Annotated in this window: 14 protein-coding genes; 7 read left to right on the forward strand and 7 right to left on the reverse strand. The window is 63.3% G+C overall.

Annotated elements, in window-relative coordinates; genetic code table 11:
* Positions 1-15: 15 nt before the first annotated feature.
* From ACIPL0_RS22160 to ACIPL0_RS22185, 6 genes are all read left to right on the forward strand, one after another.
* Entirely contained in the window at positions 16-1,236 is a 1,221-nt protein-coding gene (locus ACIPL0_RS22160; RefSeq protein ID WP_400599320.1) for an SfnB family sulfur acquisition oxidoreductase, read from the forward strand.
* Positions 1,236-2,600, forward strand: a complete 1,365-nt coding sequence (locus ACIPL0_RS22165; RefSeq protein WP_400599319.1) for an LLM class flavin-dependent oxidoreductase — start codon at positions 1,236-1,238, stop codon at positions 2,598-2,600. Before ACIPL0_RS22160 ends, ACIPL0_RS22165 begins: the two co-directional genes overlap by 1 nt.
* A gap of 231 nt (positions 2,601-2,831) precedes the next feature.
* Positions 2,832-3,626 (forward strand): MetQ/NlpA family ABC transporter substrate-binding protein, encoded by a 795-nt coding sequence (locus ACIPL0_RS22170; RefSeq protein ID WP_400599317.1) that lies wholly within the window; start codon positions 2,832-2,834, stop codon positions 3,624-3,626.
* A gap of 2 nt (positions 3,627-3,628) precedes the next feature.
* Complete coding sequence (locus tag ACIPL0_RS22175) at positions 3,629-4,756, forward strand: methionine ABC transporter ATP-binding protein (RefSeq protein ID WP_400599316.1); 1,128 nt, start codon at positions 3,629-3,631, stop codon at positions 4,754-4,756.
* Positions 4,746-5,390 carry a methionine ABC transporter permease gene (locus tag ACIPL0_RS22180; protein ID WP_299611118.1) on the forward strand — a complete coding sequence of 215 codons (645 nt, stop codon included), beginning with the start codon at positions 4,746-4,748 and terminating at the stop codon, positions 5,388-5,390. Before ACIPL0_RS22175 ends, ACIPL0_RS22180 begins: the two co-directional genes overlap by 11 nt.
* A 209-nt stretch (positions 5,391-5,599) precedes the next feature.
* Positions 5,600-6,226, forward strand: coding sequence for a class I SAM-dependent methyltransferase (locus tag ACIPL0_RS22185; RefSeq protein WP_400599315.1), 627 nt, complete (start codon positions 5,600-5,602; stop codon positions 6,224-6,226).
* 207 nt (positions 6,227-6,433) lie between these two features.
* Here ACIPL0_RS22185 and ACIPL0_RS22190 read toward each other — a convergent pair whose 3' ends face one another.
* From ACIPL0_RS22190 to ACIPL0_RS22200, 3 genes are read right to left on the reverse strand one after another with little or no spacing between them, the layout of a single operon-like run.
* Positions 6,434-9,499 carry an efflux RND transporter permease subunit gene (locus ACIPL0_RS22190; protein WP_400599314.1) on the reverse strand — a complete coding sequence of 1,022 codons (3,066 nt, stop codon included), beginning with the start codon at positions 9,497-9,499 and terminating at the stop codon, positions 6,434-6,436.
* Positions 9,496-10,566, reverse strand: coding sequence for an efflux RND transporter periplasmic adaptor subunit (locus ACIPL0_RS22195; RefSeq protein ID WP_400599313.1), 1,071 nt, complete (start codon positions 10,564-10,566; stop codon positions 9,496-9,498). Before ACIPL0_RS22195 ends, ACIPL0_RS22190 begins: the two co-directional genes overlap by 4 nt.
* Positions 10,563-11,681, reverse strand: a complete 1,119-nt coding sequence (locus tag ACIPL0_RS22200) for an efflux RND transporter periplasmic adaptor subunit (RefSeq protein WP_400599312.1) — start codon at positions 11,679-11,681, stop codon at positions 10,563-10,565. The genes ACIPL0_RS22195 and ACIPL0_RS22200 overlap by 4 nt, the downstream gene beginning before the upstream one ends.
* A 351-nt stretch (positions 11,682-12,032) precedes the next feature.
* Here ACIPL0_RS22200 and ACIPL0_RS22205 point away from each other — a divergent pair, with 351 nt between their 5' ends.
* Positions 12,033-13,199, forward strand: coding sequence for an AAA family ATPase (locus ACIPL0_RS22205; RefSeq protein ID WP_400599311.1), 1,167 nt, complete (start codon positions 12,033-12,035; stop codon positions 13,197-13,199).
* Between the two features lie 137 nt (positions 13,200-13,336).
* On the opposite strand, the gene ACIPL0_RS22210 is transcribed toward ACIPL0_RS22205, so the two are convergent.
* From ACIPL0_RS22210 to ACIPL0_RS22225, 4 genes are all read right to left on the reverse strand, one after another.
* Complete coding sequence (locus ACIPL0_RS22210; protein ID WP_400599309.1) at positions 13,337-14,356, reverse strand: ABC transporter substrate-binding protein; 1,020 nt, start codon at positions 14,354-14,356, stop codon at positions 13,337-13,339.
* A gap of 85 nt (positions 14,357-14,441) precedes the next feature.
* A complete protein-coding gene (locus ACIPL0_RS22215; protein ID WP_400599308.1) occupies positions 14,442-15,308 on the reverse strand; it encodes an ABC transporter permease in 867 nt (288 codons plus the stop codon).
* A 136-nt stretch (positions 15,309-15,444) separates the two neighbouring features.
* Positions 15,445-16,326 (reverse strand): ABC transporter ATP-binding protein, encoded by an 882-nt coding sequence (locus ACIPL0_RS22220; RefSeq protein WP_400599306.1) that lies wholly within the window; start codon positions 16,324-16,326, stop codon positions 15,445-15,447.
* Between the two features lie 21 nt (positions 16,327-16,347).
* Positions 16,348-17,244, reverse strand: coding sequence for a TauD/TfdA dioxygenase family protein (locus tag ACIPL0_RS22225; protein ID WP_400599305.1), 897 nt, complete (start codon positions 17,242-17,244; stop codon positions 16,348-16,350).
* Positions 17,245-17,431 lie beyond the last annotated feature (187 nt).

Consider the following 17,431-nt stretch of genomic DNA (forward strand, 5'->3'; position numbering starts at 1 on the left):
ACGGAAGTACCTGTCATGAGCATCAACACCTTGCCGCGTGCCACCCAGGCGGCCAGCTCCACCGTGATCATCGAAAACGACGCCCAGGCCCTGCGCGTTGCCCACGAACTGGCCGAAATCTTGCGCCAGCACAGCGCCGTGCGCGACCGCGAACGCCGACTGCCCCACGCCGAACTGGAGCCATTCACCCAATCCGGGTTGTGGGGTATCAGCGTGCCGAAAGCCCTCGGCGGCGCGGGCGTGTCCAGCGTCACCCTGACCGAAGTGGTGCGCATCATTTCCGCCGCCGACGCCTCGCTGGGACAGATCCCACAGAATCATTTCTACGCTCTCGAAGTGCTGCGGGTGACCGGCAGCCCCGAACAGCAACAGCGCCTGTACGCCGAAGTCCTCGCTGGGCGGCGTTTCGGCAACGCCCTGGCGGAACTGGGCACCAAGACCGCCCATGACCGCACGACTCGCCTCACGCGTCACGGCAGCGGTTGGCGCATCAACGGTCGCAAGTTCTATTCCACCGGGGCGATCTACGCCCAACGCATCCCGACGTCGGTGCTCGACGACAATGGCATTCAGCAACTGGCGTTCGTCCCTGCCGATGCTGCCGGTTTGCAGGTGATCGACGACTGGAGTGGCTTCGGCCAGCGCACTACCGGCAGCGGTTCGGTGGTGTTCGATAACGTCTACGTCGACGACGCGGACGTGGTGCCATTCCAGAGCGCCTTCGAGCGCCCGACCACGGTCGGCCCGCTGGCGCAGATTCTCCACGCCGCCATCGACACCGGCATCGCTCGCGCTGCCTTTGAAGATGCCCTGCATTTCGTACGCACGCGCACCCGGCCATGGATCGACTCCGGTATCGAAAAGGCCGTGGACGATCCGTTGACCCTGCACAGCTTCGGCAAGCTGGGCATCCGCCTGCACGCCGCCGAAGCCCTGCTGGAGCGCGCCGGCGAATACCTCGATCAGGCCCAGGCCGACACCACGGCGGACAACCTCGCCCAAGCGTCGATTGCTGTGGCCGAAGCCCGTGCCATCAGCACTGAAGTTTCGCTGGCCGCCGGCAGCACCCTGTTCGAGCTGGCCGGCAGTCAGGCCACGCTGGCCGAGCATGGCCTCGACCGCCACTGGCGCAACGCGCGGGTCCACACCCTGCATGACCCGGTGCGCTGGAAGTACCACGCGGTGGGCAATTTCTACCTCAACGACGTCAATCCGCCACGCCGGGGGACGATCTGATGAGCAAGAAAAAGATCCTGCTCAATGCGTTCAACATGAACTGCATCGGGCATATCAACCACGGCTTCTGGACCCACCCACGGGACACCTCCACCCAGTACAAGACCCTCGATTACTGGACCGATCTGGCCAAGTTGTTGGAGCGCGGGCTGTTCGACGGGCTGTTCATCGCCGACATCGTCGGCGTCTACGACATCTACCAGAACGCGGTGGACGTCACGCTCAAAGAGTCGATCCAGCTGCCGGTCAACGACCCGCTGCTGCTGGTGTCGGCCATGGCCGCAGTGACGCAGAACCTCGGCTTCGGCCTGACCGCCAACCTCACCTACGAGGCGCCGTACCTGTTCGCCCGGCGCATGTCGACGCTGGATCACCTGACCCGTGGCCGGGTGGGCTGGAACATCGTCACCGGTTATCTGGACAGCGCAGCCAAGGCCATGGGCCTCAGCGAGCAGATCGAACACGACCGCCGCTATGACCAGGCGGATGAATACCTGGAGGTGCTGTACAAGCTCTGGGAAGGCAGCTGGGAAGACGGCGCCGTGGTCGATGACCGCCAGGCGCGGGTCTATGCGCAGCCGGACAAGGTGCACAAGGTTCGCCATCAGGGCGAGTTCTATCAGGTCGAGGGTTACCACCTCTGCGAGCCGTCGCCTCAGCGCACGCCGGTGCTGTTCCAGGCCGGCAGTTCCGAACGCGGCCTGCGCTTTGCCGGCAACAACGCCGAGTGTGTGTTCATCAGCGGCCAGAACAAACCGGCGACCCGCGAGCAGGTCGACAAGGTTCGCGCCAGCGCCGTGGCAGCCGGGCGCAACCCGGACGACATCAAGGTGTTCATGGGCCTCAACGTTATCGTCGGTGCCACCGAAGAGGCCGCGCAGGCCAAGTACGTCGAGTACCTGCAATACGCCAGCGCCGAAGCCGGCCTGGCGCATTTTTCGGCCTCGACCGGCATCGACTTTGCCGACTACGAGTTGAACGAGCCGATCCAGCACGTCAAAAGCAACGCCATTCAGTCGGCGACGAAGATCCTCAAGAACAACGACTGGACCCGGCAGAAGCTGCTCGACCAGCACGCCCTCGGCGGTCGTTACATCACCGTGATCGGCTCGCCTGAGCATGTCGCCGACGAACTGGAATCGTGGATCGCCGAAACCGGCCTGGACGGCTTCAACCTGACCCGCATCGTCACCCCGGAAAGCTACGAGGACTTCATCGATCTGGTGATCCCGGAGCTGCAACGGCGCGGCTCTTACAAGACCGCCTACGAGCACGGCACCTTGCGCGAGAAGTTGTTCGCCGACGGCGATGCACGCCTCCCCGAACGGCATGCGGGTGCGGGATTCAGAGTTCTCAACCCATGAACTGCGGCGGCTGACCCAAGGTGATCGCGAGCAAGCTCACTCCTACAAAGTCTGGGCTGCTCACAAGAAAAGTGGCAGGCCGCAATCCTTGTAGGAGTGAGCTTGCTCGCGATGGCGGTGTACCGGTGCCACAGGTGTTGCCTGACACATCGCAATCACCCGGATGCGACCCAGACCAAGCGCGCTCCTACACAACAAGATCTTTTTCAGACTGAACAATCGGACGACAACATGACCAAAACCCTCCTCACCCTGGCCCTCTCCCTCGGGCTGTTTACCGGCTTCACCCAGGCCGCCGAGCAACCGCTAAAAGTCGGCACCACCGCCGCCTTCGCCATTCCGCTGGAAGCCGCCGTCGCCGAAGCCGACAAGCAAGGCCTGAAAGTCGAGCTGGTGGAATTCACCGACTGGATCGCGCCGAACGTCAGCCTCAATGCCGGCGACATCGATGTGAACTACTTCCAGCACATCCCGTTCCTGGAAAACGCCAAGGCGGCGTCCGGCTTCGATCTGGTGCCGTTCGCACCGGGCATCATCAACAACGTCGGCCTGTACTCGAAGAAATACAAAAGCTTCGACGAGCTGCCGACCGGCGCCAGCGTGGCCATCGCCAACGACCCGATCAACAGCGGTCGCGGCCTGCAACTGTTGGCCAAGGCCGGTCTGATCACCCTCAAGCCGGGCGTCGGCTACAAGGCCACCGAAGACGACATCACCAGCAACCCGAAGAAGCTCAAATTGATCCAGGTCGAAGCCGTGCAACTGGTGCGCGCCTATGACGACGCCGATCTGGTGCAGGGTTACCCGGCCTACATCCGTCTGGCGAAGACCTTCGATGCAGGCTCGGCGATCCTCTTCGACGGCCTCGACCACCCCGAGTACGTGATCCAGTTCGTGATCAAGCCGGACCACAAGAACGACCCGCGTCTGGCCAAGTTCATCGACATCTACCAACACTCCCCTGTCGTACGCGCCTCGCTGGATAAAGTGAACGGCTCGCTGTACCAGGTCGGCTGGAAGAACTGACCATGACCGCCACCGCGCAACGCACTCTGCCCCTCGATGCGCCCTCGGCACACAGCGCCGAGACGCCCCGTCTGCACCCGGAAAAGCATCACGCCCATGTGCGTTTCAGCCAGCTGGGCAAGGTCTACGAAGGCGCACAGGGCCCGGTCGCCGCGCTGCAAGGCATCGACCTGGATATCCAGCGCGGTGAAGTGTTCGGCATCATCGGCCGCAGCGGCGCCGGCAAGTCGTCGCTGATCCGCACCATCAACCGCCTGGAACAGCCGAGCAGTGGCCGGGTGCTGATCGATCAGGTCGACATCGCCGGCTACAACGAAGACAAGCTGGTGGAGTTGCGTCGGCGGGTCGGCATGATCTTCCAGCACTTCAACCTGATGTCGGCCAAGACCGTGTGGCAGAACGTCGAGCTGCCGCTGAAGGTGGCCGGCGTGCCCAAGGAGCAGCGCCAGCGCAAGGTCGCCGAGCTGCTGGAACTGGTCGGCCTGCGCGACAAGCACAAGGCCTATCCGGCGCAGTTGTCCGGCGGGCAAAAACAGCGCGTCGGCATCGCCCGCGCGCTGGTCCACGACCCGGCGATTCTGCTGTGCGACGAAGCCACCTCGGCGCTGGACCCGGAAACCACGCAATCGATCCTCGGCCTGCTGCGCGAGATCAACCGGCGCCTGGGTCTGACCATCGTGCTGATCACCCACGAAATGGCGGTGATCCGCGAAATCTGCGACCGCGTGGTGGTGCTCGAACGCGGGCAGATCGTCGAGCAAGGTCCGGTCTGGCAAGTGTTCGGCAACCCGCAGCACGAGGTCAGCAAAACCCTGCTGGCGCCGCTGCAACAGGCACTGCCCGAAGACCTGCAGGCGCGCTTGCAGGCGCAGCCGCCGCACAAGGGCGCCAGTGTCGTGCTCGACCTGCAATTCACCGGCGGGCGTGGCGAAGAGCCGGATCTGTCGGCGCTGTTCACGGCCTTTGGCGGGCGCGTCAGCCTGCTCCACGGCGGCGTCGAACGCATCCAGGGGCGTGCGCTCGGCCATCTGTTGCTGGCGATCAGCAACTCGCCGCTGTCCCACGAAGAACTGCTCAACCGCGCCCGCAAACAGGCGCAGCACGCGAAGGTAATCGGCTATGTGGCTTGATCGTTTGTGGCAGGGCGTCATCGACACCTTTCTGATGGTCGGCGTGTCGTCGCTGATCGCGCTGATTCTGGGTATTCCGCTGGCGGTGATTCTGGTCACCAGCGGCAAGGGCGGCATCTTCGAAGCGCCCAACGTCAACCGCGTGCTCGGTGCCTTCGTCAATATTTTCCGCTCGGTGCCGTTCCTGATTCTGATGGTCGCGCTGATCCCCTTCACCCGCCTGATCGTCGGTACCACTTACGGCGTCTGGGCTGCCGTGGTGCCGCTGACCATCGCCGCCACGCCGTTCTTCGCGCGCATCGCCGAAGTCAGCCTGCGCGAAGTCGACCATGGCCTGATCGAGGCAGCTCAGGCGATGGGCTGCCGCCGTTGGCACATCGTCTGGCATGTGCTGCTGCCGGAGGCGCTGCCGGGCATCGTCGGTGGTTTCACTATCACTCTGGTCACCATGATCAACTCTTCGGCCATGGCCGGCGCCATCGGAGCGGGTGGTCTGGGTGACATTGCCTACCGCTACGGTTATCAACGCTTCGACACCCAGGTGATGCTGACCGTGATCGTGTTGCTGGTGGTGCTGGTGGCCGTGATTCAACTGGGCGGCGACCGGCTGGCGGTGCGGTTGAACAAGCGCTAGCCCGGAGCCCTGCATAACACCGCTGGCTTGCCGAACACATCACCTGTGGGAGGGAGCTCTGCTCGCGAAGGCGTCAGGTCAGACGCCACGATGCTGCCTGGTTCATGGCAATCGCGAGCAGAGCTCCCTCCCACAGGTTTTGAGTTGATTGAACAACATCATTCTGTAGCAGAGGTATATTGTCGGCTTCCCCCGCACAGACAGCCGCCATGACGCTCGACCCAGAAGACCTCGCCCAGATCACCGCCACCACCCTGGGCAATTACAACGCCGTCGCCGAGGATTTTCGCGAGGGCACCCGTGATCACGATGTTAGCCAGAACATCGATGCGCTGCTGCGCAATATCCACGGCCAGGCGCCGTTGCAGATTCTCGATTTCGGCTGCGGGCCGGGGCGAGACCTGCGCACCTTCACCGCCATGGGCCATGCCGCGACCGGGCTGGACGGCTCCGAACGCTTTGCCGAGATGGCCCGCGCCGACAGCGGTTGCGAGGTGTTCTGCCAGAATTTCCTTGAGCTGGATCTGCCGGCCGAACGCTTCGACGGCATCTTCGCCAACGCCTCGCTGTTTCATGTGCCGCGTCAGGAATTGCCACGGGTGCTGCGCGAGTTACGCGCGGCGCTGAAGCCCGGCGGCGTGCTGTTCAGCTCCAACCCGCGCGGGCACAACCAGGAAGGCTGGAAAGGCGAGCGCTACGGCTCGTTTCATGATCTGGAGTCGTGGAGCGCGCTGCTGACCGACGCCGGGTTTGTCGAGGTGGAACACTACTACCGCCCCGCCGGATTGCCGCGCGAACAACAGCCGTGGCTCGCGAGCGTGTGGCGCAAGGTCTGAAGTTCATGCCTTCCGTAGCAGTCCGGCTTGCCGGCGGTGACGTCCTCACCATCGCCACCGCCGGCAAGCCGGACTGCTACAGGTTCGGCGTTTGTTTACTGATCATGCGGCAAACACAAATCCTGTAGGAGCCGGCTTGCTGGCGAAAGCGTAGGGTCAGTCACCAACAAGGGGGCAGACAAATTGCGTTCGCCAGCAAGCCGGCTCCTACAGCTTTTCACGCTGTTCGCGGGTCGGTTCCTTGATCTTGTACCAGGCCACGTACAGCGCCGGCAGGAACAGCAGTGTCAGCAAGGTGGCGATGATGATGCCGCCGATCATCGCGTAGGCCATCGGACCCCAGAACACTTCGCGGGCGATCGGGATCATGCCCAGGCTGGCCGCCGCTGCAGTCAGCAGGATCGGCCGGCGGCGGTGTTCGGTGGCCTCGGCGACGGCATCCCATGGTAAATAACCGGCCCGCTCGAACTCCTCGATCTGCGTCACCAGAATCACCGAGTTGCGGATGATGATGCCGATCAGCGCGAGGATCCCGAGAATCGCCACGAAGCCCATCGGCGTGCCGGTCGGCACCAGCGCCAGCACCACGCCGATCAGGCCCAGCGGCGCGACGCTGGCGACCAGAAACATCTTCTGCACGCTGTGCAGCTGGATCATCAAAAAGGTCGCCATGAGGAACACCATCAGCGGCACCACCTTGGCAATCGGCCCCTGGGCCTTGCCGCTTTCCTCGACGGTGCCGCCGGTGGCGACCTTGTAGCCGGTGGGCAGGCCCACCGCGAACTTGTCGATCACCGGCTTCAGTTCCTTGACCAGATCGGTCGGCTGCATCTGATCGCGCACCGCCGCCTTGAGGGTGATGGTCGGCTTGCGGTCGCGGCGCCATACCAGCGGCTGCTCCAGCTCGTAACGCACATTGGCAAACGCCAGCAGCGGGATCGAGGTGCCGTTGGGCGTGACGATCTGCAGGTTCTGCAGGGTTTCCGGCGAGCCGCGCTCGGCGTCCACCGCGCGCCCGACCACGTTGATCAGGTAGATGTCGTCGCGCACCTGGGTCACTGCCGAACCGGTGACGATGGTGTTCATCAGCTGCGCCACGTCTTCGGCCGACAGTCCCAGTTGCCGCGCCTTGTCCTGATTGATGTCGATGCGCAGCACTTTGCCCGGCTCGTTCCAGTCGTAAATCATCTCGCCGATGTGCTGATTCTGATCCAGCAAGGTCGCCAGCTCGATGGCGTGCTGGCGCACCTTGTCGATGTCCTCGCCGCTGACCCGGTACTGGATCGGGCGCCCCACCGGCGGTCCCATTTCCAGCGGCTGCACGTAGGTGCCGATGCCGACGAATTCCTCGCGCAGGCGTTTTTTCAGGCGCTCGGCGAGGGCGCCGCGCTGCTCCAGGCCTTTGCTGACGATCACCAGCTGCGCGTAGTACGGGTTCTCCAGTTGCTGGTCCAGCGGCAGATAGAAACGCACCGCGCCCTGGCCGATGTAGGTGCTCCAGCGCTCGATGTCGGGGTCGTCCTTGAGCGTGGCTTCCAGCTTGTCGACCGCCTTGCGTGTCTCGTTGATCGAGGCGTTCTGCGGCAGGTTGAGGTCGACCAGGATTTCCGGCCGGTCGGACGACGGGAAGAACTGGTTCTGCACGAAACGCATGCAGAACAGCGCCGTGGCGAACAGGGCAATGGTGATGCCGATGGCCAGCCAGCGATTGCGCATGGCCCACAGCATCGACGCATTGAAACTGCGGGCGATGCGCCCCGGCGGCTTCTCGTCGTGCTTCTTGATCTTGTCACTGAGGATGTGCACGCCGATCACCGGCGCGAACAGCACCGCGACCACCCACGACACCAGCATCGCCACGGCGATCACTGCAAACAGGGTGAAGGTGTATTCACCCGCTGAACTGGCGTTGAGACCAATGGGCACGAAACCGGCCACGGTCACCAGCGTGCCGGTCAGCATCGGAAAGGCCGTGGAGGTGTAGGCGTAGGTCGCCGCCTGCTCTTTGGAGTCGCCCATTTCCAGGCGCGACACCATCATCTCGACGGTGATCATGGCGTCGTCCACCAGCAGGCCGAGGGCGATGATCAGCGCGCCAAGGGAGATACGCTGCATGGTGATGCCGCTGTATTCCATGAACACGAAGACCATCGCCAGCACCAGCGGGATCGAACAGGCCACCACCAGCCCGGCACGCATGCCGAGGCTGATGAAGCTGACGATCAGCACGATCACCACCGCCTCAAACAGCGCACTGGTGAAGCCGCCAACGGCCTTTTCCACCACCTGGGCCTGATCGGACACGTTGTGTACGCCGACGCCAATGGGCAGGTCGGCGGTGGCCGCGTCCATGCGCGCATGCAAATCCTTGCCGAACGACTGAATGTTGCCGCCCTTCTGCATGGCAATCGCCAGACCGATGGCCGGCTTGCCGTTGAAACGGAACAGCGGTTTCGGCGGGTCGACGTAACCCCGACTGATGTCGGCCACGTCGCTGAGCCGGTAGAAGCGGTCATTCAGGCGCAGGTTGACGTTTTCCAGGTCCCTTTCCGAGGCGAACTGCCCGGACGTGCGCACGGAAATCCGCTCGGGCCCGGCCTCGATCACCCCGGCCGGGGTCACCGCGTTCTGCGATTGCAGGCTCTGCACCACCTGCCGTTGATCCAGCCCCAGCGCCGCCAGCTTGCGGGTGGAGAAGTTCAGGTACAGCACTTCGTCCTGCTGGCCGATCATCTCGATCTTGCCCAGCCCCGGCACGTCACGAATCTGCACCCGCACCTGTTCGACGTAATCGCGCAACTGGCGCAGGGTCAGGCCGTCGGCGGTAAAGGCGTAGATCGAGCCGTAGACGTCACCGAACTCATCGTTGAACGCCGGGCCCTGCAAGCCCTGGGGAAAGGTGCCGCGAATGTCGTCGATCTTCTTGCGCACCTGGTACCAGATCTGCGGGATGTCCTTGGCGCTGGTGGTGTCGCGCAGGTAGACGAACACCGTCGATTCGCCGGGCCGGGTGTAGCTTTTCACATAGTCGAGAGCATCCAGTTCTTCGAGCTTTTTCTCGATGCGGTCAGTGACCTGCTCCAGAGTTTCGTCCACTGTGGCGCCGGGCCAGCGGGTCTGGATGACCATGGTCTTGATGGTGAACGAGGGGTCTTCTTCGCGCCCCAGATTCATGTAGGAAAACACGCCCATCAGCAGGCCGACGAACATCAGATACCAGACGAAGGACTGATGTTTGAGCGCCCAGTCGGAGAGGTTGAACGTCCCTTTCATCGTGGGCTTTCCTTGTCGACTTTGACTTTCTGCCCCGGCTTGAGGCTGTTCACACCTGCTGTCACCACCCGTTCACCGGCCTTGACCCCGCCGGCCAGCACCACGCTGTCGGTATCGCGGTCGAGCACCCGGACCGGACGCGGCGAAACCGTCTGACTCTGCATGTCGACGACCCAGATCTGCGTCTTGCCATCGACCTCCTGCAACACGTTGACCGGCAACTGGATACGCGGCTCGATGGCCGAACTGAGGGTGACGCTGATCGCCGTGCCAAGACGGAACGACGGCGGTGTATCGGCCAGGGTCAGCCGGGCGCGGCGGGTGCGCGTGGTGCTCTCGGCCTGGGGTTCCAGCTCGCGCAGGGTCGCGGTGGTGTTGATATCCGGTTCCAGCTGGCTGGCGACCTTGAATACCACGTCCCTGGGCAGTTGCTCGGCCAGCGGCGCGGGCAGATCGATCACCGCTTCCTTGATGTCCGGCCGCGCCAGCGTGACCACCTGCTCGCCGGCGCTGACCACCTGCCCGGCTTCGGCCTTCCACTCGGTGACCACCGCATCGTGATCGGTGCGCAGCTCGCTGTAGCTCAACTGGTCCTTGGCCTGTTGCGCGGCGGCCTTGGCCTGATCGAAGGACGAGCGTGTGGTTTTCAGGTCGGTCACCGCCACGTCCAGCGCCGCCTGGGCGCCGACGCCACGGTCGAACAGTTCCTGCTGCCGTCGGGCATTGGCCTGGGCATTGATGTACTGCGCCTCGACCCGGGCCAGATCGCCCTGAGTGGCGCGCACCTGGTTCTGCTGATCGGTGGGGTCGAGGGTCGCCAGCAACTGGCCCTTTTCCACTTCGCTGCCGACATCGACGCTACGCTGGGCAATCCGGCCGGAGACGCGGAACCCCAGGGTGCTTTCATAACGCGCGGCGATGTTGCCGGCAAAGCGCCCGAGGTTTTCCTCGGCCTCGGGTTTCACCTCGACCGACAGCACCGGTCGCACCGGCTCGGGCGGCGGTTCTTCCTTGCTGCAGGCGCTGAGCAACAGGCTGATCAGGAGCGTCCACGACAGGCGTTTCATCGCGCGGCTCCTGTCTCGGGCTTGTACACGTCGGCGAGTTCTACTTGCATGTCGGGGTGTAGCAACTGATTGCCGGCGACCACCACTTTTTCGCCGTTTTTCAGGCCGTCGACGATGATCACCTTGCCGGTCAGGTAGCGCCCGACGGTGACGCCGCGCAGGCTGACCCTGTTGTTGCCGTCGACCACCCACACCGCCGGCTGGCCGAGCTGCTCGCCGAGGCCCTTGGTCAGCGCCGACCATGGCAGCTCGACGCTTTGCCGCGCCGGCACGCTCAACGCGGCGCTGACCACCGAGCCCAGCTCCATGCCCTGAGGCAGCGAGGTCAGGGCGATTTTTACCTGCAAGGTGCCGGTCTGCGCCGACACCGCCGGGGTGACTTCGCGCACTTTGCCCGTGGTTTTCACCTGGGGATTGTCCAGCAGCGTGACTTGCACCGGCTGGTCGGTCGGCGGATTGACGAACAGCGACTCGTAGACGTTGAACACCGCGTCCCGCTCGCCATCGCGAGCCTGACTGAAGATCGGCATGGTTGCCTGCACCACTTGCCCGACCTCGGCCTGACGCGCAGTGATAATGCCCGGCGCGTCGGCAATCAGCTCGGTGTAACCCAGTTGCTCGCGGGCGTTGGCCAGTTGCGCCTGCGCCGCCTTGAGCGCGCTCTGGCTGCCGCGCAATGCGGCCTGGGCGGAGTCATATTCGCTGCGGCTGGTGTAGCCCTTGGGCAGCAGTTTTTCCTGGCGTACGAAGGCGGCGGCAGTCTGTTTCACCCGCGCCTGCTCGGCGGCTTCGGCGGCGATGGCCGAGTCGACGTTGGTCTGCAAATCCTTGGGATCGAGGCGCGCGAGCACCTGCTTTGCCGTAATGCGGTCGCCGACATCGACCATGCGCTGGATGATCTTGCCACCGACGCGGAACGACAACTGCGTCTGCACCCGCGCCTGAATATCGCCGGTCAGCGCCACGGCAGCAGCGAACTCGACGGTCTTCACCTCTTGCACCTGCACCCGTGGGCGCACCGGCTCGCTGGGCTTTTCCTTGCCGCATCCGGCCACAAGCGCCAGGCACAGGCAAAGCCCCAAACGTGTCAGAGCGGTAGGTGATGGTGCGGGCATGCAGACTCCTTCCAATGCTCGGTTCCTGCTGGAACAAATGTCCTGATAAACATCTACCCCCGTGGGACCATCTGTCCTGAGCAACATCTACCTCTGTGGGAGCGGGCTTGCCCGCGAATGCAATGACAGGCAGTGCTGCAATGTCAGGATTGACGCCTTCGCGGGCAAGCCCACTTCCACAGGTTATGCAGTACTGCTACAAACAGTGAGTTGCTACAACAAATGGTGCTTGCTGCCACAGGTGGTGCATTACGGCGCGCCGTGATCATGCGACTGTGAGCGTAGATCAGGGTTCCAGCGGTCGCTAAACTGCGGCCAACCGATGTTCCGCATGCAGCCAAGGATCGCTCGATGCTCACCACCCTCGCCGTCGCCAATTACCGCTCGATCAACACGCTGGTGGTGCCGCTGGGGCGGCTGAACCTGATCACCGGGGCCAACGGCAGCGGCAAGTCCAACCTGTATCGCGCCCTGCGGCTGCTGGCGGAAACCGCGCAAGGCGGGGTGATCAATGCGCTGGCCCGTGAAGGTGGCTTGAAGTCGACGGTCTGGGCCGGTCCGGAAAGCCTCAGCCGGCGCATGCGCAACGGTGAAGTGGAGATTCAAGGCGGGCCGCGCAAAGACGTGGTGCGCCTGCGTCTTGGCTTTGCCGGCGAGGATTTCAGCTACGCGATTTCATTGGGCCTGCCCTCACCGCCGCTGGGCGAAAGCGCCTTTGGCCTGGACCCGGAAATCAAGCGCGAATGCATCTGGGCCGGCCCCGTGTATCGCCCGGCGAGCCTGCTGGTGGACCGCGCCGGGCCGATGGTGCGGGCCCGTGACGGACGCAACTGGGACGTGCTGGCGCAGCACACGCCGACCTTCGACAGCCTGTTCGATCAGGTCGGCAGCCTGCGTTCGTCGCCCGAGGTTCTGCACCTGCGCGAAAGCATTCGTGGCTGGCGTTTCTACGATCACTTCCGCAGCGACGCCGACGCTCCAGCGCGCAAGGCGCAACTGGGCACGCGCACGCCGGTGCTGCATCACGACGGTCGTGATCTGGCGGCGGCGTTGCAGACGATTCGCGAAATTGGCGAGCCCGAGGCGCTGGATGCAGCGATCAGCGATGCCTTCCCCGGCGCGCGGGTGAGCATCAATGCGCAAAGCGGCGGACTGTTTGCCCTGGAGTTTCATCAGCACGGCCTGTTGCGACCGTTGTCGGCAGCAGAGTTGTCGGACGGCACCTTGCGCTACCTGCTACTGATCGCCGCCCTGCTCACCCCACGCCCGCCGACGCTGATGGTGCTCAACGAACCGGAAACCAGCCTGCACCCCGACCTGCTGTCGGCGTTGGCACGCTTGATCGTGCGAGCGTCGGAGCGTTGCCAGGTGTGGGTGGTGTCCCACGCCAGCCGTTTGATCGCAGCGCTGGAACAGGCACCGGAGTGCAACGCCATCGTGCTGGAAAAGGAACTGGGCCAGACCGAAATCGCCGGGCAAGGGATGCTGGATGAACCAGCGTGGAAATGGCCGGATTGATAGCGACAAATATGATCTCGACCGTAGGAGCCGGCTTGCTGGCGAACCCAGAATGTCAGACACCCATGAAGTGACTGATCCACCGCATTCGCCAGCAAGCCGGCTCCCACAATTGCAACCGCGTCGGGGCAGCAGTATCAGCTACCCGCCCCGCCATGGGCTTCTTCGAAGAAGTAATCCTTCCAGCTCGCGGCCTTGTTCTTCAGCACGCCCAGTTCCTGCAGTTTCTCGGCGTAGATGAAGGTGCGTTGCGGCACGACGGTGAAGTCGATTTCCGGGTCGTTGACGATTTTCTCTACCAGCGGCAACGGCAGTTTCGATTTCTCGACGGCGATGTAGGTCTTCGCCGCCGCAGCCTTGTCAGCCTTGATGATCTTCTCGGCTTCCACCAGCGCGTCGTAGAACGCTTTGTAGGTCTTCGGGTTTTCGTCGTGGAATTTCTGCGTGGTGTACAGCACGTTGAACGTGGCCTGGCCACCGAGCACGTCATAGGAGCTGAGCACTTTGTGCACGTTCGGGTTTTCCAGTGCCTGGTACTGGAACGGCGGGCTGGAGAAGTGCGCGCTGATTTCCGAACCGCCGGCGATCAGTGCCGAGGTCGCGTCCGGGTGCGGCAGGCTCACCGAGATGTTGTCGAATTTCTTGAAGTTGTCGTTACCGAATTCCTTGGCGGTTTCGATCTGCAAGGTGCGCGACTGGAAGCCCACGCCTGCCGCTGGCACTGCGATGCGATCCTTGTCGGTGAAGTCCTTGAGGGTCTTCACGTTGGGGTTGTTGCTCAGCAGGTAGTTGGGCATCGAGCCCAGCGAGGCAATGGCCTTGACGTTCTGTTTGCCCTTGGTGCGGTCCCAGATGGTCAGCATCGGCGGCACGCCTGCCGAGACCACGTCCAGTGCACCGGCCAGCAGTGCTTCGTTCATCGCCGTGGCGCCGGAAATGCTGTTCCAGTCGACCTTGATGTCCAGGCCCTGCTCCTTGCCGTGCTTCTCGATCAGTTTCTGTTCCTGCACCACGTCCAGGATCAGGTAACCGATGCCGAACTGCTGGGCGATGCTGATCTTGCCTTCGGCGTGAGCGTTGACGCTCGACAACGCGCCGAACAGGCCCAGAGCGGCTGTCAGAGCGGTCAGTACCGGGCGTTTGATTGAAGTCCCCATGATGTCCTCACAAAAAGCGAAAAAGAGTGGAAGGCTTCATGTCCGGTGGTCCGGTCCAGTCAGCGTGATCGTTGTTATCGCGGGGTCAGCGTTGCAGGCCCCATTTCTTGACCGTCAGGCGCTCGACGTTGCTGAACAGCAGGTTTTCCACCAGCAGGCCGATGATGATCACGGCGGCCAGGCCAGCGAACACCTTGTCGGTGTACAGCTCGTTGCGGTTCTGGAAGATGTACCAGCCCAGACCGCCCTTGCCCGAGGACGCGCCGAACACCAGCTCGGCGGCGATCAGGGTGCGCCAGGCGAACGCCCAGCCGATCTTCAGGCCGGCCAGAATCGACGGCAGCGCCGCCGGAATCAGGATGTGCCAGACAAAGCGCAGCCCCTTCAGGCCGTAGTTGCGACCGGCCATGCGCTGGGTTTCCGAAACGCCGAGGAAACCGGCGTAAGTGTTCAGCGCCAGCGCCCACAGCACCGAGTGCACCAGCACGAAAATCAGGCTGTTTTCCCCCAGACCGAACCACAGCAGCGACAGCGGCAGCAGGGCAATCGCCGGCAACGGGTTGAACATGGCCGTCAGCGTGCCGAGCAGGTCGCGGCCCAGTTGGGTCGAGACCGCCAGCGTGGTCAGGCCGAAAGCCAGGACGATGCCGATCAGGTAGCCCTTGACCAGCACGGTCAGGGAAATCCACACCTTGCCCAGCAATTCGCCAGTGGCAATGCCGTCAAAAAAAGCCAGTGCGGTTTGCGAAAAACTCGGCAGCAGCAGGTCGTTGCCCTGCACGCGGGCGGCGATTTCCCAGATCAGCGCCAGGGCGATCAGGATCACGCTCTTGCGCACCCAGCCGAGTTGCCAGATGCGTTGGGCGAGCGGAATCTCGCGGGCCAGATCCTCCTGGGTGAAGGGCTCCAGCGCGATTTCGTATTCCTCGCGGATTGGGGGGGACAGGCTCATGGTGTTGTCTCTCTATGTCGACGCATCCACCTGTGGGAGCCGGCTTGCTGGCGAAAGCGGTGTGTCATTCACCGCCGCCGCGTCAGACCTGACGCATTCGCCAGCAAGCCGGCTCCTACAAAGAGAATCGAGGGTGCTAGTAAGCGATCCGAATATCCTGAAAACGCAGGTCCGGCTCGATCACCGGTGCGTCCCCCTCATCGAACAGCAGGTTGTGGATGCGCTGGGCCGAACGCTGGAACTCCGCGCCGCCAAGGCTCTTGAGGTCGTACTGATGGCTGTTGACCTCGGCCCGCACCCGCCCCGGATGCGGCGACAGCAGCAGGATGCGGTTGCCGACCACCAGAGCTTCTTCGATGGAGTGGGTGACGAACAGCAGCGTGAAGCGCACCTCCTCCCACAGCTCCAGCAACTCTTCCTGCATCTTGCGCCGGGTCAGCGCATCGAGCGCGGCGAACGGCTCGTCCATCAGCAAGATCTTCGGCTGCATCGCCAGCGCACGGGCAATCGCCACACGCGCCTTCATGCCGCCGGACAAGGTGTGCGGGTAGGCGTTGGCGAACGCGCTCAGGCCGACCTTTTCCAGGTAATGCCGGGCGCGCTCTTCGGCTTCGCGACGTTTGAGCGTGCGCGACGCCAGCAGCGGGAACATGACGTTCTCGATCACCGTCTTCCAGGGAGGCAACTGATCGAATTCCTGAAACACCACGATGCGGTCCGGCCCCGGCTCCCTGACCTGTTGGCCGGCCAGACGGATCTGCCCTTCGCTGGGCTGAATGAAGCCGGCCACGGCCTTGAGCAGGGTCGACTTGCCGCAACCGGACGGGCCGAGCAGGACGAAGCGGTCGGACGGATCGACTTCGAAACTGACGCGATGGGTCGCCCGCACCACGCGTTCCGGGGTGCGGTATTCCAGGCTCACGTCCTGGACTTGCAACAGCGCTTCAGCGGTAGGCTGATTGGCCTGTTGCGCGTTCAAGCGGTCGCTAGCCGTGTGGCTTTGCAGAACAGCGTTCATGGAGCGGGTCTCCGGGTTGAATCAGAACGGCGCATCGCCCTGGATGGTGGTGCGATGCAGGCGACGGCGCAGGTGGTCGGGGGTGCCGCCGGCCAGGTGGATCAGGGAACGGTTGTCCCAGAAGACCATGTCGTTGTCCTGCCACTTGTGCCGGTAGACGTTCTCCGGGCGCACGCTGTGGGCGTAGATTTCGTCGAGGATCTGACGGCTTTCGTCTTCCGGTAGACCGACGATGTGGGTGGTGAACCCTTCACTGACGAACAGTGCCTTGCGGCCGTTTTCCGGGTGCGTGCGCACGACCGGATGGCTGACCACGGCGACCTGCGCCAGCTGCTCGGCGCTGAGGGTCGGACGCCAGTTTTCGGCGTTGCGGCCATCACGGTAGCGCGAGGTGTAGCTGTGTACCGCGTTGCGGCCTTCGACGGCCTTGCGCAGGTGCTCAGGCAGGGTTTCCCACGCCTGGTGCATGTCGGCGAACAGGGTATCGCCGCCTTCGCTTGGCAGCTCCTGGGCGTAGAGCATCGAACCGAGGCTCGGCAGTTCCTTGTAGGACAGGTCAGAGTGCCAGTACTTGCCGGCGTCGCCCAGACCGACCGGCTGGCCGTTCTCGACGATGTTGGAGACGATCAGGATCTCCGGGTGGTTGGCCAGCAGGAACTGCTTGAGCACGTGGATCTGCAGAACGCCGAAACGGCGGCTAAAGTCGATCTGCTGCTGCGGGGTGATCTGCTGGTCGCGGAACACCACCAGGTGATGATCCAGGTGCGCTTTGTGAACGCGGGCAAAATCGGCGTCGTTCAACGGTCGGGACAAGTCCAGTCCAACGATTTCCGCGCCCACCTTTTCGGCGAATGGACGCACATCGAACTGTTGATCCGGCACGGACACGGACGCGGTGGCTGGGGAGACTGCTGGCATGAGAACTCCGACTCAAAGGTGGGCTATCTGATGAGTCGAACTTTATAGATATAAGAAACGAAATTTAAATATCGTTAGAGCATATGCATAGCGCTGAATGAACTAGGCACAGCGTATTGCCAGCATGCGTAACCGGACAGATACCAAAATACTGTATTGCGCAGCGAACCTCGGGTGCATGATTGCG

This window comes from Pseudomonas sp. NPDC090208 (assembly GCF_044746785.1).
Taxonomy (GTDB): domain Bacteria; phylum Pseudomonadota; class Gammaproteobacteria; order Pseudomonadales; family Pseudomonadaceae; genus Aquipseudomonas.

What these genes read in the sequence shown, in the direction of transcription:
- ACIPL0_RS22170 (WP_400599317.1), top strand. Translation starts at nt 2,832, where the DNA reads ATGACCAAAACCCTCCTCACCCTGGCCCTCTCCCTCGGGCTGTTTACC.
- ACIPL0_RS22200 (WP_400599312.1), bottom strand. Translation starts at nt 11,681, where the DNA reads ATGCCCGCACCATCACCTACCGCTCTGACACGTTTGGGGCTTTGCCTG.
- ACIPL0_RS22195 (WP_400599313.1), bottom strand. Translation starts at nt 10,566, where the DNA reads ATGAAACGCCTGTCGTGGACGCTCCTGATCAGCCTGTTGCTCAGCGCC.
- ACIPL0_RS22190 (WP_400599314.1), bottom strand. Translation starts at nt 9,499, where the DNA reads ATGAAAGGGACGTTCAACCTCTCCGACTGGGCGCTCAAACATCAGTCC.
- ACIPL0_RS22175 (WP_400599316.1), top strand. Translation starts at nt 3,629, where the DNA reads ATGACCGCCACCGCGCAACGCACTCTGCCCCTCGATGCGCCCTCGGCA.
- ACIPL0_RS22225 (WP_400599305.1), bottom strand. Translation starts at nt 17,244, where the DNA reads ATGCCAGCAGTCTCCCCAGCCACCGCGTCCGTGTCCGTGCCGGATCAA.
- ACIPL0_RS22210 (WP_400599309.1), bottom strand. Translation starts at nt 14,356, where the DNA reads ATGGGGACTTCAATCAAACGCCCGGTACTGACCGCTCTGACAGCCGCT.
- ACIPL0_RS22185 (WP_400599315.1), top strand. Translation starts at nt 5,600, where the DNA reads ATGACGCTCGACCCAGAAGACCTCGCCCAGATCACCGCCACCACCCTG.
- ACIPL0_RS22205 (WP_400599311.1), top strand. Translation starts at nt 12,033, where the DNA reads ATGCTCACCACCCTCGCCGTCGCCAATTACCGCTCGATCAACACGCTG.
- ACIPL0_RS22220 (WP_400599306.1), bottom strand. Translation starts at nt 16,326, where the DNA reads ATGAACGCTGTTCTGCAAAGCCACACGGCTAGCGACCGCTTGAACGCG.
- ACIPL0_RS22215 (WP_400599308.1), bottom strand. Translation starts at nt 15,308, where the DNA reads ATGAGCCTGTCCCCCCCAATCCGCGAGGAATACGAAATCGCGCTGGAG.
- ACIPL0_RS22180 (WP_299611118.1), top strand. Translation starts at nt 4,746, where the DNA reads ATGTGGCTTGATCGTTTGTGGCAGGGCGTCATCGACACCTTTCTGATG.
- ACIPL0_RS22165 (WP_400599319.1), top strand. Translation starts at nt 1,236, where the DNA reads ATGAGCAAGAAAAAGATCCTGCTCAATGCGTTCAACATGAACTGCATC.
- ACIPL0_RS22160 (WP_400599320.1), top strand. Translation starts at nt 16, where the DNA reads ATGAGCATCAACACCTTGCCGCGTGCCACCCAGGCGGCCAGCTCCACC.